The organism is Photobacterium sanguinicancri (assembly GCF_024346675.1).
GTDB lineage: Bacteria > Pseudomonadota > Gammaproteobacteria > Enterobacterales > Vibrionaceae > Photobacterium > Photobacterium sanguinicancri.
In genome coordinates this window covers 451,175-465,747 of the sequence record NZ_AP024850.1, presented here as the reverse complement: position 1 = coordinate 465,747, position 14,573 = coordinate 451,175, and the positions used below count along the sequence as shown (strand labels likewise).

The 14,573-nt window shown below is 46.0% G+C and carries 13 protein-coding genes; 8 read left to right on the top strand and 5 right to left on the bottom strand.

Annotated features, from left to right (window positions below):
- Positions 1–4: 4 nt before the first annotated feature.
- Together mrcB and hrpB are read right to left on the bottom strand one after the other, a co-directional pair.
- Positions 5–2,434 carry a penicillin-binding protein 1B gene (gene mrcB, locus OCU87_RS02200; RefSeq protein ID WP_261857758.1) on the bottom strand — a complete coding sequence of 810 codons (2,430 nt, stop codon included), beginning with the start codon at positions 2,432–2,434 and terminating at the stop codon, positions 5–7.
- Positions 2,435–2,542: 108 nt separating this feature from the next.
- A complete protein-coding gene (gene hrpB / locus OCU87_RS02195) occupies positions 2,543–5,011 on the bottom strand; it encodes an ATP-dependent helicase HrpB (protein ID WP_261857757.1) in 2,469 nt (822 codons plus the stop codon).
- A 221-nt stretch (positions 5,012–5,232) separates the two neighbouring features.
- Here hrpB and sfsA point away from each other — a divergent pair, with 221 nt between their 5' ends.
- The 7 genes from sfsA (at position 5,233) to panC (ending at position 11,305) form a co-directional block, all read left to right on the top strand.
- Positions 5,233–5,943, top strand: a complete 711-nt coding sequence (gene sfsA / locus OCU87_RS02190; protein WP_062689717.1) for a DNA/RNA nuclease SfsA — start codon at positions 5,233–5,235, stop codon at positions 5,941–5,943.
- Positions 5,944–6,072: 129 nt separating this feature from the next.
- The gene (gene dksA, locus OCU87_RS02185) at positions 6,073–6,522 is read left to right on the top strand and encodes an RNA polymerase-binding protein DksA (RefSeq protein WP_094956347.1); all 450 of its coding nucleotides are present in this window, start codon (positions 6,073–6,075) and stop codon (positions 6,520–6,522) included.
- A gap of 208 nt (positions 6,523–6,730) precedes the next feature.
- Positions 6,731–7,633 (top strand): tRNA glutamyl-Q(34) synthetase GluQRS, encoded by a 903-nt coding sequence (gene gluQRS, locus OCU87_RS02180; RefSeq protein ID WP_062689713.1) that lies wholly within the window; start codon positions 6,731–6,733, stop codon positions 7,631–7,633.
- Between the two features lie 88 nt (positions 7,634–7,721).
- Complete coding sequence (gene pcnB / locus OCU87_RS02175; protein ID WP_261858339.1) at positions 7,722–9,107, top strand: polynucleotide adenylyltransferase PcnB; 1,386 nt, start codon at positions 7,722–7,724, stop codon at positions 9,105–9,107.
- Entirely contained in the window at positions 9,104–9,589 is a 486-nt protein-coding gene (gene folK, locus OCU87_RS02170) for a 2-amino-4-hydroxy-6-hydroxymethyldihydropteridine diphosphokinase (protein WP_261857756.1), read from the top strand. The genes pcnB and folK overlap by 4 nt, the downstream gene beginning before the upstream one ends.
- Before the next feature lie 24 nt (positions 9,590–9,613).
- Positions 9,614–10,408, top strand: coding sequence for a 3-methyl-2-oxobutanoate hydroxymethyltransferase (gene panB, locus OCU87_RS02165; RefSeq protein WP_062689709.1), 795 nt, complete (start codon positions 9,614–9,616; stop codon positions 10,406–10,408).
- Positions 10,409–10,417: 9 nt separating this feature from the next.
- Positions 10,418–11,305: a pantoate--beta-alanine ligase gene (panC, locus tag OCU87_RS02160; RefSeq protein WP_062689707.1), complete on the top strand. Its 888-nt coding sequence runs from the start codon at positions 10,418–10,420 to the stop codon at positions 11,303–11,305.
- A 129-nt stretch (positions 11,306–11,434) separates the two neighbouring features.
- Here panC and OCU87_RS02155 read toward each other — a convergent pair whose 3' ends face one another.
- Positions 11,435–12,205 (bottom strand): ABC transporter permease, encoded by a 771-nt coding sequence (locus tag OCU87_RS02155; RefSeq protein WP_062689705.1) that lies wholly within the window; start codon positions 12,203–12,205, stop codon positions 11,435–11,437.
- Positions 12,202–13,131: an ABC transporter ATP-binding protein gene (locus OCU87_RS02150; protein WP_261857755.1), complete on the bottom strand. Its 930-nt coding sequence runs from the start codon at positions 13,129–13,131 to the stop codon at positions 12,202–12,204. Before OCU87_RS02150 ends, OCU87_RS02155 begins: the two co-directional genes overlap by 4 nt.
- Positions 13,132–13,284: 153 nt before the next feature.
- Between OCU87_RS02150 and can the strand changes: the two genes are divergently transcribed.
- Positions 13,285–13,941 carry a carbonate dehydratase gene (can, locus tag OCU87_RS02145; protein ID WP_062689703.1) on the top strand — a complete coding sequence of 219 codons (657 nt, stop codon included), beginning with the start codon at positions 13,285–13,287 and terminating at the stop codon, positions 13,939–13,941.
- 97 nt (positions 13,942–14,038) lie between these two features.
- Here the strand turns inward: can and hpt are convergent, their stop codons facing one another.
- A complete protein-coding gene (hpt, locus tag OCU87_RS02140) occupies positions 14,039–14,572 on the bottom strand; it encodes a hypoxanthine phosphoribosyltransferase (protein WP_062689701.1) in 534 nt (177 codons plus the stop codon).
- Position 14,573 lies beyond the last annotated feature (1 nt).

Below are 14,573 nucleotides of genomic sequence, written 5' to 3'. Positions count from 1 at the left end.
CGACTTACCACGTAAATAAATCTTTCACCCAACCACCCGCACCCGGTTCACAACGGGCTTTAAGTTGCCCCTTATTATCCCAGACAGGCAGTGATTGCTCGCCTTGGCAATCAAAACCCAAAGTTCCATTGGGTTGACGGTGGAACTTAGCTGTCGAGATTTTACTCGGCCATGATAAGCGCAATGGCTCTGGTTGACGCGACTTAAGGTAATGACTATACATTCGAAGTGCACCCGATGAACCCGTTAGGTTCACTGGTTTATTATCGTCTCGTCCAACCCATATAGTCACCACTTCACGACCATCGGCACCAACATACCAGCTATCACGGTTTTTATCGGTTGTCCCCGTTTTACCAGCCAAGGCCGCCCAACCAAACTGTGGCTGGAGAAAACGAGCGGTGCCCTGACTAACCACATTCTTCATTCCATAGGTGGTTAACCATGCCGCTTGCTGCGGAACAGCCTGCCTCGCTTTAGGGTAATTTTGGTAAAGTAAAATACCTTGCTGATCCACCACTGAGCGTAATGCGGTTAATTCAGCTTTACGACCACCACTGGTAATACTTTGGAACATCTGAGTGACTTCAAATGGCGTTAGCGTAAACGAACCCAATAAGATCGACGGTAATTTCGGAATTTCATTACGATCTACGCCCAGTTGCTCCATGGTCTTGATCACATCGTTCAAACCAACAGCCATACCAAGATTCACTGTTGGTACGTTTAACGACTTAGCGAGCGCGTAGTACAGCGGGACTTGCCCACGGAATTTACGATCATAGTTACGCGGCTTCCAATTGTTACCCTTGCTGCCTTTAAGCATGATCGGTTTGTCATCGATGGTGCTGGCTAAGGTATAACGTTCAGGCTGGCGCAACGCCGCTAAATATACCGCAGGCTTCACTAATGAACCAATTTGACGACTGGCATCTAATGCGCGGTTAAACCCGGCATACCCTGGACGACTACCGCCAATCATGGCACGAACTTCACCGCTGACACGATCCACTGCCACCATCGCAGTTTCTACCTCTACCCCCGCCTTTTTGTTCAGTTGTGGCACCATAGTGCTCACCATTTTTTCCGCTTCTTGTTGCGATAATGGATCTAAAGTACTGAAAACGCGCAAGCCCACACCTGGCGTAAACTTATCGCCAACTTTATCTTTCAGTTCTCGCTGCAACTGCTGGAAGTATGCAGGCTGACGTGTGGAGATCCGAGCCTTAGACTGCAAGTCTAATGGACGCGATGCCGCTAGCTCATATTGCTTGCCGTTTAAAATGCCGTTATCCATCATCAAACGCAGTACCAAATCACGGCGTTGACGCGCACGTTCCGGATTACGCCATGGATTGTAATAAGACGGGCCTTTCACTAAACCGACTAACAAGGCTTGCTGATCAATTCTGAGCTCTTGCAACGGTCGGCCAAAATACAAACGCGCACCAAGGGCAAAACCATGGACTTCTTTGCCACCATTCTGACCGAGGTAAATTTCATTCAAGTACGCCTCTAAGATCCGATCTTTGTTGTAACGATAATCTAAGATCAAAGCGATATAGGCTTCGCGCAGCTTACGCCACAAGGTTTTCTCTTGAGATAGAAAGAGGTTCTTCGCTAACTGCTGGGTTAGCGTACTGCCACCTTGTACGGTGCGTCCTGCTTTTATATTGGCAAATAATGCTCGTACAATTGCCAACGGCGAAACGCCGTCATGTTGATAAAAGTCACGATCTTCGGTCACCAACAAGGCATCTACTAACACTTCAGGGAATTGCTCTCGTGGCAAAAACATCCGCTGCTCACGCCCTGTCGCACCAATCATACCCAGCATTTTAGGTTCAATGCGCACATAGCCCAATTGGCGCTTTGAACCCACTTCATGGATGCTTTGCAATTGGTTTCCATCAAACGTCAGCATCACATGACGCTTGCCTTCAAGCCCATTATCAAACTCAAACGGACGACGGATCACCTCGATACGAGTGGACGATGATGAGTATTCACCAACCCGTTGCGGCGAGCGCACTTTGTGATACTGCAATAAATCCAGCTCACGGCGTACTTCGTCAATTGTGACGGTTTGACCGGGTTCAAGGTTAAGTACCCTGCCATACACGACCGCTGGTAAATTCCATAGCTGACCATCAAATTTATTTTTCACCACGGTATCGAGATAGATCCCGACCATCAGCACCACGGCAAACACCACAATCGTCAGCTTAACGCCAAAGCCAAGCAGCTTGCGCCACCAACTTGATGAAGCTTTTGTTTTTTTACGCGAGGTTTTCTTTCTAGGGCTGCGCTTACCCGTGGCAGTTTTTTTAGCCGGTGCTTTTTTAGGTGCTTTACCGTCAGATTTAGCTGGCGCTTTTCGCTTAGGGCCACTTCGTGGAGCTTGTGCTGCCTCACGAATAGATAACTTCATCATGTTCTTTCAACTTTGGTTTATGCCACGGGTTTAAACTCAGACGCGATTAATCATTATGCTCAAAAGAGCATTAACAGCACGCAGACCTTGTTATGCGAGTGTTGTTCTCTATAGGTGTCGCTTTATTTTTTTTGTCGGCTCATGATTCGCGGGATCATCTGGCCAAGGATGTTTAGGGTATCGCCCTTTCATTTCTTTTTTCACTTCGTTATACGAACCTTGCCAGAAAGCCGCTAGATCTTGGGTGATTTGTAGCGGACGCTGGGCTGGTGATAACAGTTCAAGCACCACCGAAACCTTGCCATTAGCTAGCTGTGGTGAATGTTTCTCACCAAACATTTCTTGCAGCTTAACGGCTAATACGGGCTGTTGCCCCACCAAGTAACGGATAGGGTAACGCGATCCCGTCGGAACTTGATAATGCGTCGGAAGCGCCACGTCTAATGCTTGAGCTTTATCCCAACCTAATCGTGCCGTTAACGCTTGTGCGACATCCAGTTTCGCGAGTGCTTTTAACGTTTTCATTCCATTCATGTACGGCAGCAGCCACATTTCCGCGTCTGCTAATAAACTTTTTTCATCCATGGCTGGTAATGCTAATTCAGGTAACCATTGTGTTGCACAGCGAGCACGCACTAACAAACTGTCAGCCTTTGCGTTCCAATTTAAAACACTCAGCCCTTTTCGCATTACAGCATTCAGTAACGCTTCGCTGGCTTTAGCCGCGTCCGGTTCACCTTGTAGCTGACGCTTCAGTATCAACTTACCGCAGCACCAATGGGTTTCTGCGGTTAGACGCCCTTTTTTATCATCCCAATCAAGCCACTCGCGCTCATAGAATAGATGAGGCAGTAACGAATGTAAGTGATCACTGTCAGCGGATACGGCTGAAAATATACGGCTATCACCTTGACGGGTTTTGATAACATCAACAACCACCAACACATCACTATCTGCCAATGGTTCATCAGGTGACAGCATTGCCCCTTGCCCATTCGATAATTGATAGCGACCATCCCCATTGCGAGATAAAGCAATACGGTCAGGAAACCCAGCCGCCAGTAAAGGCGCCAACCAATCACGTTCAAGCTGCCACCGAGCCACTTTCTTATTATCTAATTTACTGTAATGCTGCTGGGCACGTTGCAAATACTGAGCGGTACGCGCCAACTTACCACTTTCCAGCAAACTTAATTGAAAATGTAAATCGGGGTTTTGATTACCACGTGGTGGCTCTTCTAACACCGCCACTAACATTGCAGCGGTTATCATCGCGGCTGGACCATGCTGTTTAGCAAATGCCAAGATTGCCGCATGGCGAGGGTCAGCGCCGAGTTGCTGGATCTGCACGCCTCGCTCTGTGACTTGTAAACGCTCATCAAACGCGCCTAATTGCTGTAACAACCGCTGAGATTGGTGCAAGTTAATCGAGGGAGGAACATCGAGCCAATGTAAATCAGCGGCGTCTTGGCATCCCCATTGCGCTAACTCCATCGCTAATGCGGTTAAATCTGCACGTAATATTTCAGGCTGTGGGGTCGCAGGTTGACGAGATAGCAACTCTTCGCTGTATAAACGCAAGCACACACCCGGCTCTAATCGCCCCGCTCGTCCCGAGCGCTGCTCTGCGGAGGATTGCGCGATGCGAACTTTCTCTAATCGGCTGATCCCTGTTTTGGGATCCCAATGAGCTATGCGCTCTAAGCCGGTATCCACCACCAAGCGTACGCCTTCAATGGTTAAACTGGTTTCGGCAATATTGGTGGCAAGTACAACTTTACGCTGTCCTGTTAAGGCAGGCTGAATGGCTTGTTGCTGCTGTTTAGGATTAAGTTGACCAAAGAGTGGGCAGATAACAGTATCCGCCGCCACAGCGGGTATGAGGCGCTCTGCTAAGCGTTTAATTTCACCAGCACCAGGTAAAAACACCAACATTGAACCCGTTTCTTGGTTCAGCAAGCGATGAATTTCACGCTCAACCCCTGCGAGCCAGTCACGATCATCGGCAATTGCATGGTAGCGATATTCAACCGGGAAACAGCGCCCTAGCGATTCGGTATAACTGGCTTGTGGCAATAATTGAGTCAGTGCCTGTTCATCCAGCGTGGCCGACATGACTAACAACTGTAAATCGTCACGTAACGCTTCTTGTACTTCCAGCGCTAATGCTAACGCCGTATCAGCATGAATACTGCGCTCATGAAACTCATCAAAAATCAGTAAACTAATACCAGCTAACTCAGGGTCTTGTTGCAACATACGGGTCATTACCCCTTCGGTTACAATTTCTAACCGTGTTGCTGCACTCACTTTGGTTTCGCCACGTACACGTAAACCAATTGTCTGCCCGACTTTTTCACCAAGCTGATCTGCGAGGTAAGTCGCAATATTGCGGGCCGCCAGCCGACGCGGCTCTAACATGACAATTTTGCCTGTGACTGCCGATGCTTGTAATAGTCTTAATGGCAAACGAGTCGACTTACCTGCACCCGGTGGCGCTTTGAGGATCAATTGTGAGTGCGTGGTCAACTGGCGAAGAAGATCGGGAATAACGGCATCAATAGGCAGCTGTGACAATGTAAAAACCTTGTGTCATGGTTGAATTACGGGGCGTGAGCCATCATTGTATGGCACCTACTACAGAGGTCAAATGCACGAATAAACCAAATACTGCTTTTTACGCTAGATTTTGATCACACTGAGATAATCAGGATTAAGCTGGCTAGCAAGCGAGCGAGAGGTAGCTTCAGCAGTAACCTTGGTGCCTTGACCTATAAAAATAAAAAACAGGAAGCTCAATGAAATTTGCTCAGCCATTACAATCGGCGCTGCTCATCAAACGCTACAAACGCTTTTTAGCTGATATAAAATTGCCTGATGGTGAAATTCGTACTATCCATTGTGCCAACACTGGCGCGATGACAGGGTGTGCAGAACCAGGCAGCACCGTTTGGTTTTCAACATCTGACAATCCAAAACGAAAATACCCCAATAGCTGGGAGCTCACCCAAACATTGGCTGGAGACTGGATCTGTGTAAACACCATTCAAGCGAATAAGTTAGCTGTTGAGGCAATAAACAAGGGCGCTATCACAGAATTACTTGGTTATTCATCACTCAAAACTGAAGTTAAGTATGGTAGCGAAAACAGCAGGATAGATATCCTCTTAGAGGATGACTCTAAACCAGCCTGCTATATTGAAGTAAAGAGCGTGACATTACTGGAAAATGGACAGGGTTATTTCCCAGATGCGGTGACTACTCGTGGGCAAAAACACCTAAGAGAATTAATGGAAGTCGCACAGAGTGGGCAACGTGCCGTACTTTTTTTCGCTATTTTGCACTCAGGGATTGAAAATGTGGCTGCGGCACACCATATAGACCCGAACTATCACCAATTGATAAAAGAAGCAGAAAAGGCAGGCGTCGAAATTATCAGCTACAAGGCTAACTTGAGCCAGCATGATATCGAATTGCATACTTGTATAGAATTTAGTCATCCGTCGTGAAAAATGATGCTTTCTTCACAATGGTATAAAATTGAATATATGCAGCAATTGCCACCAATACACCTTTCTGCTATAGATACCGCCCAAAATTAACCAGTGACGGTTATTAGGTATATTAGGAGACGCTATATGCCAGAGAGCAACGTTAAAAAATCGCTAGGCATCCTGGCTATTGCTGGGGTTGAGCCATACCAGGAAAAAGCTGGTGAAGAATACATGGGTGAAGCGCAACTAAAGCACTTCACAGTCATTCTTGAGTCGTGGCGTAACCAGCTTCGTGAAGAAGTTGATCGTACTGTGAATCACATGCAGGACGAAGCAGCAAACTTCCCGGATCCTGTTGACCGTGCAGCTCAAGAAGAAGAGTTCAGTCTTGAGCTTCGTAACCGTGACCGCGAACGTAAACTGATCAAAAAGATCGAGAAAACGCTTCAACGTATCGAAGATGATGATTTTGGTTTCTGTGATTCTTGCGGCATCGAGATTGGCATCCGCCGTCTTGAAGCTCGCCCAACAGCTGATCTTTGTATCGACTGTAAGACATTGGCAGAAATCAAAGAAAAACAGATGGCTGGCTAATACTTACGTATTTCAACCACTGTGAAGAGGGAGCGTTAGCTCCCTCTTTCATTTATAACCATTCGAACATTCAATACCGCCCATATCGATCTGAATAAGTATGTGATTGATTTTCTTTGCTTATCCCTATGTGAGTAGGTGATTATTAAGAAAATGATCAGATAGTTGTTCATTTAGGTATAACGACTTTGGTAACCCCAAGTAACGCATGATAAGTACAACACAAGGCTATGTAGGTCGTTTTGCGCCCTCCCCGTCAGGACCTTTGCACTTTGGCTCTTTAATCGCAGCCCTTGGTAGCTATTTACAAGCAAAATCTCAACAAGGGAAATGGTTAGTACGCATGGAGGATCTTGATCCCCCACGCGAAATGCCCGGTGCTGCTGATGATATTCTCCGTACTCTTGAAGCCTATGGCTTACATTGGGATGGCGATGTGATGTATCAAAGCCAACGCCATGATGCTTATCAAGCCCAGATTGATCAGTGGTTAAGCGAACAACACGCTTATTACTGCCAATGTACGCGTAAGCAAATCAAAGAAGCTGGTGGTTTTTATCCTGGCACATGCCGTGACTTGCACTTGTCAGCTCAAGGATGCGCTGTTCGCTTAAAAGTGAATGCGCCAATCACTGAATTTGATGACTTATTACATGGTCGTATCGAGATCCCACTCTCGCTGGCGCAAGAAGACTTCATTATCCACCGTCGCGACGGGTTATTTGCTTATAACCTCGCGGTCGTGCTTGATGATATCGAACAAGGCGTTACCGAGGTGGTTCGAGGTGCCGATTTAATTGAACCTACAGGCCGACAAATTGGCCTTTATCGTCAATTAAATCAACCAGAAGTACGCTACTTGCACTTACCATTGGCAGTCACCGAAAATGGTAATAAGCTATCGAAACAAAATCATGCGCCCGCCATTGATAAACAACAGCCCAAGCCAGCCTTATTGGCTGCAATGCGCTTCTTGGCGATGACACCACCCGAGGCACTCGGCCAAGCAAGCTTAGCTGAAATCCTCAACTGGGGTGTCCAGAACTGGCAACATAATACATTGCCAAAGTCGACCGCTATCACACTAGCATTCAAAAATGGCGTGCTGTGATATATGATATGCGGCTGTTTGTTGAATCCGATGCACGAAAATGGGGTGTATTATCTTTAATCGAGTCGCCAGCTTTTGCCGTAAGGTATTGAATATTGAGAACAGTACTCGCACTACCGAGGACCTAACCTTGCAAATTATTCCACGCCAAGAGCACGGTATTTCACGTCGAGACATCAGCGAAAATGCGCTGAAAGTACTATATCGCTTAAATAAGGCAGGCTTTGATGCTTATCTTGTTGGCGGTGGTGTACGTGATATTTTACTTGGCAAACAACCCAAAGATTTCGATATCGCGACCAATGCAACGCCTGAAGAGATCAAAGATCTGTTCCGTAACTGCCGCCTAATTGGCCGCCGTTTCCGTTTGGCGCATATTTTATTTGGCCGTGATGTTATCGAAGTCGCTACCTTCCGTGGTCACCACGAAGATGCTAAACCCGCCCCACAAGCAGGTAATAATAAGAAGCAACAACCCGTTTCTGCGCAAAATCAGGAAGGGATGTTACTACGCGATAATGTGTACGGTTCAATTGATGAAGATGCCGAGCGCCGTGACTTCACTGTCAACGCGCTTTACTACAACATTGATGATTACTCGATCAGCGATTACACCAACGGTGTACAAGATCTTGAAGACCGCATCATTCGCTTAATTGGCGATCCAGAAACGCGTTACCGTGAAGACCCAGTACGTATGCTACGTGCGGCACGCTTCGCTGCGAAACTGGATATGACCATTGAAGAGCGTACTGCGGCTCCGATTAAAGAGTTGTCGACACTATTACGTGATATTCCCGCGGCACGTCTGTTTGAAGAAAGCTTAAAGCTACTGCAATCAGGCCAAGGTTTTGCAACTTACGAGTTGCTGCGTGAATACAATCTATTCCAGCAGCTGTTTCCTATCCAAAGTGAACACTTCACTGAAGATAAAAACAGCGACACTGAAAAAATGATTGCATACATTTTGAAGGCAACTGACAAACGTATCGCCAAAGATATGCGCGTTAATCCAGCCTTCATGTACGCAGCTATGCTGTGGTACCCAATGACCACACGCGCAGAAGAGATTTCGATCACAAGCGGGTTATCGTACTACGATGCCTTCATGGTTGCTGCGAATGACATTCTGGATGAGCAGGTGAAAACCATCGCAATTCCACGTCGTCATACCACAACTGTGCGTGATATTTGGCAGCAACAACTGCGCTTTACTCGTCGTACGGGCAAGCGTGCATTCAAGGCAATGGAACATCCAAAATTCCGTGCTGCTTACGATTTCCTAGAAATGCGTAGCAACTTTGAAGGCGATGATGTTAGTGAATTGGCGCAGTGGTGGAATGACTTCCAACACGGTGACAACACCAATCGTAATAAGATGGTGCAACAAATTAACGATGGTAGCGGCAGCCGCCGTCCACGCCGTCGTAAACCGCAGCAACGTCGTCGTAAGCCACAAGCCAAACCGTCATGATTCGCGCGTATATTGCTATTGGCAGCAATCTCAGTGAACCTGTTGCCCAAGCAAAAAGCGCGATTGAAATCTTAAAGCAGCAGCCTGATATTCAGGTTGTTGCGGCTTCATCGCTTTACAGCAGCACACCAATGGGGCCACAAAATCAGCCCGATTACATCAATGCTGTTGTTGCAATTGATACCACATTATCACCATTGTCCTTACTCGATCGCACGCAAGCTATCGAGTTAGAACATGGCCGAGTGCGTAAAGATGAACGTTGGGGTCCGCGAACACTGGATCTCGATATCATCTTGTACGGTGATCTAGAACATCACTGTGAACGGTTAACCGTTCCACACTATGGAATGAAAGTACGTGAATTCGTGCTTTATCCACTAGCTGAAATAGCCCCTGATTTGGTACTACCTGATCAATCAGCGTTGCAAACACTGCTGGCTGACGTAGACCGTAATGGTTTGTCCATCTGGACTGACTAACCCGCAGGGGAAGAGGGAGAGACAATGAAAAAGGTAACAATTAACGACCTGATGAAATGGAAGCAAGAAGGTCGTAAGTTTGCATCTGTCACCGCATACGATGCGAGTTTTGCTCAACTATTTGAGCAACAAGAAATGCCAGTCATGCTTGTCGGTGACTCGTTAGGCATGGTTTTACAAGGTAAACCCGATACGCTACCTGTCAGCGTTGCTGATATTGCTTACCACACGCGCTGTGTACGCGCTGGTAGCCCAAATGCTCTACTAATGGCTGATATGCCATTTATGAGTTATAGCACCCCAGAGCAAGCTTGCGAGAGCGCTGCTGAGTTGATGCGTGCTGGTGCGAACATGGTAAAATTAGAAGGCGGTGCTTGGCTTGCTGAAACCGTAACTAAATTGACCGAGCGCGCAGTTCCTGTTTGTGCCCACCTTGGCCTGACACCACAGTCGGTCAATATTTTTGGTGGTTATAAAGTACAAGGACGTGACTCCGACCACGCTGAGCAGATGGTAAAAGATGCTATTCTGCTGAAAAATGCAGGTGCTCAGATCATCTTACTTGAGTGTGTGCCAGCAAGTCTTGCCGAGCGCATCACGAAAGCAGTTGAAGTACCCGTTATTGGTATTGGTGCTGGCAACGCAACTGATGGTCAAATCTTGGTAATGCACGACATGTTCGGCATTTCCGCTAATTACATTCCGCGTTTTTCTAAGAACTATCTGACAGAAACCGGTGAAATGCGTGCAGCTGTAACTCGCTACATTGAAGAGGTTGCAGCAGGGACTTTCCCTGGTCCTGAGCATACTTTTGAGTAAGGAATAACAATGCAGACATTCGATGAGATTAGTCCAATTAGAGAACAAGTACGTACATGGCGTCGTGAAGGTCGTCGTATTGCGTTTGTTCCCACCATGGGCAATCTGCATGAAGGCCACCTGACTCTAGTTCGCAAAGCACGTGAACATGCTGATGTGGTTGTGGTAAGCATTTTTGTTAACCCTATGCAGTTTGATAAAGCAGACGACCTTAACAACTACCCACGCACCTTAGATGAGGATCTCGCTAAGCTGAATGGTGAAGGGGTTGATCTGGTTTTCACACCAACACCGGATGTTATGTACCCACAAGGCCTGGATCGCCAAACGTCTGTGGATGTACCTGGATTATCACAAATGCTCGAGGGCGCACTACGCCCAGGTCACTTCCGTGGCGTATCAACCGTAGTGACCAAGCTCTTTAACATAGTACAGCCTGACGTTGCCTGTTTTGGTGAAAAAGATTACCAACAACTAGCGCTTATCCGTCAAATGGCAGAAGACATGGCAATGGACATCGAAGTCATTGGCGTACCAACCGTACGTGAAATGGATGGCCTTGCATTAAGTTCTCGTAATGGGTACTTAACCGTTGATGAACGTCAACGCGCCCCTGTACTGGCTCGTACCATGCGTTGGATCAGCAGCCAAATGCGTGGTGGTCGTACCGATTACTCTGAGTTAGTGGTTGATGCGAACGATCAACTTCGTGCTGCAGGCCTACAGCCAGATGAAAGCTACATCCGTGATGCTGCGACATTACAGCCCGTTGGCGACGAGACTAAGCAAGCTGTTATCCTGATGTCTGCACATCTTGGTAAAGCACGCTTGATCGACAACCAAGTGGTTGAGCTAACACCTGTTGCACCTGTTGCGGCACCAGAAGTAGCTGAGTAACACCTATCCTGAGTTTCGAGTTTTACTTATTTAAAGCTCAAACCAATAAAAAGCCCGCTTATCCTCCCCTTTACAAAAGGTGGATAAGCGGGCTTTTTTATTCAACTATCGATAAATACAAGCTAGCCGTTAAGAACGTAAACCAATACCGCGAGAAATCAGATAGTAAGCAAAAGCGTATAAGCCTAGGATAAACGCCGCTAATACCGCAAATGATGTGCCTATCCCAACATCTGAAACCCCCAAGAAACCGTAACGGAAGGCGTTAACCATATAAACGATAGGGTTAAGTTTTGACACACCTTGCCAGAACTCAGGCAACAAACTGATCGAGTAAAACACACCGCCTAAATACGTTAATGGCGTCAGAATAAACGTAGGAATAATACTGATATCATCGAAGGTGCGTGCATACACGGCATTGATCAAACCGCCAAGCGAAAAAACAATCGAGGTCAGAAGCACAGTGGCGATGATCACCCAAAGGTGAGCAATTTGCAGATCAACAAAAAACAGTGAAACAATCGTCACGATAAAGCCAACACCGATCCCACGTAGTACACCACCGCCAACATACCCTGCAATGATGATGTAGTTAGGTACAGGAGCAACCAATAACTCTTCAATGTTATGCTGGAATTTAGCACTAAAGAACGATGAGGCAACATTAGAATACGAGTTAGTGATCACCGACATCATGATCAAACCCGGCACTATATATTCCATGTAACTAAAGCCATTCATTTCACCGATACGGCTGCCTATCAGACTACCAAAAATGATGAAATATAATGTCATTGTGATAGCGGGCGGTACCAAGGTTTGCACCCAAATACGGGCAAAGCGGCTCACTTCTTTGCTAATCAAACTTTTAAAAGCGATCCAGTATTGGTGTCTCATGATTGCTTCCCTTGTTTTTCACTTTGTGCGACTAAGGTGACAAACAACTCTTCTAAACGGTTAGCCTTATTGCGCATTGATAGAACATCAATACCTTGGGTTGTGAGTTGAGTAAAGATACTGTTGAGCCCCATTCCCTTTTGAATATCAATTTCTAAAGTATGGTTATCCGGCATGCGCCACTTCACATCGCCGAGATCGGGCTTATTTCCATTCAAATTAACATCTAAAATGAAGGTCTCCACTTCGAGCTTACTCAGTAAGTCTTTCATACTGGTATTTTCGACTAACTCACCATGATTAATGATGCCGATATTACGACACAGCATTTCTGCTTCTTCGAGATAGTGAGTCGTGAGAATGATCGTTACCCCTTCTTCGTTGATCCTACGAAGGAATGCCCACATAGAACGACGAAGTTCAATATCAACACCAGCAGTCGGTTCATCAAGGATCAACAGTTTTGGCTCGTGCACCAAAGCTCGGGCAATCATTAAGCGACGTTTCATACCACCAGAAAGGTTACGCGCACGCTCATGACGTTTTTCCCACAAATCGAGTTGAGTCAGGTACTTCTTAGTACGCTCTTTCGCTAAATCACGCTCAACACCGTAGTAACCCGCCTGATTTATGATGATCTGCTCAACCGTTTCAAACTGGTTAAAGTTGAACTCTTGCGGCACTAAACCGAGATGATTTTTCGCTTCCACCACTTCACGATCTAAATCATAGCCAAAGACCTTTACGTCACCTGAAGTCTTATTCACCAATGAACTAATGATGCCTATCGTTGTCGATTTACCAGCACCATTGGGACCAAGCAAAGCAAAAAAATCGCCAGCTTCGACATTAAGGCTCATATTTTTCAATGCCTTAACGCCACCCTTGTAAGTTTTGTTTACATTTTTTATTTCTAAAGCGTTCATCTAATGCGCTCTTTGTGTTAAAAAATTACAACATTTGCTCGTCGCAGCAGCTGATAGAATTATAAATAAAAACTAACGGCTTTAGCTAACTACTCCGATTTGCTAACAGTCAAGTACGTGTATAGTAGGGAATGTATCAAAGAAGGCACAATCATGGCAGATATTAAGCAATTATTCGCAAACAACCTCTCTTGGTCTGAAAATATCAAGGATGAAACTCCCGAGTTCTTTACCCACTTAGCAAAATCACAACATCCAGAATACCTTTGGATTGGCTGCTCTGACAGCCGTGTTCCTGCCGAGCGACTTACTGGCCTCGATTCAGGTGAGTTATTCGTTCACCGTAATGTTGCCAACCAAGTTATCCATACCGACTTAAATTGTCTTTCTGTCGTGCAATACGCAGTCGACGTACTGAAAGTCCGCCATATCATTATATGTGGTCACTACGGCTGTGGTGGCGTCACTGCAGCGATTGAAAACCCACAATTAGGTTTAATCAACAACTGGCTACTGCATATTCGCGATCTGTATTTAAAGCACCGTTCTGATATTGGTGCGTTACCACGTGAAGAGCGTGACAACAAACTGTGCGAGATCAATGTGGCATCACAGGTGTATAACCTGGGTAACTCCACCATCATGCAACAAGCCTGGGAACGTGGTCAAAAAGTGAAAATTCACGGCTGGATCTACGGTATTAACAATGGTGTTTTACGTGATTTAGGCATGACATCCACTAGCCGCGAATCATTGGAAGTCAATTACCAAGCAGCAATGTCCTCTATTCTACCAAGTAGTGAAGTGTAAGATAGTGACGATTCAAAGCCATTAAATACGGCTTTGAATAAAACAAGACAAACAAAAAAAGCGACCTATGGTCGCTTTTTTTCACTAGATATCAGGATTAACCTTCTAGTGGAACCACTTTACCAATGAAGGGTAAGTGACGGTATTTTTGTGCGTAGTCGATGCCTACGCCAACAACAAACTCATCTGGAATCGTAAAACCAAACCAGTCAACGTTCACGTGTACTTCACGGCGCTCTGGCTTATCAAGCAAGGTACAAATACGGATTGAGTTTGGTTCACGAATAGATAGGATTTCGCAAACTTTACTTAGGGTATTACCGGTATCGATAATATCTTCAACCAGCAAAACATCTTTGCCTTTAATATCATCGTCTAAGTCTTTCAGGATGCGTACATCACGCGTACTTTCCATCGTATTGCCGTAACTAGAAGCAGTCATGAAATCAACTTCGTGCGGTAGATCGATAGCACGCGCTAAGTCAGCCATGAAAACAAATGAGCCACGTAGTAAACCTACCATGACTAAATCTTCTGACCCTTTATAGTGCTCGGTAATTTGCTTTCCTAGCTCTTTAACACGTGCCTGAACATCCTGCTCAGAAATCATTACTTCAACTGTATGCTTCATC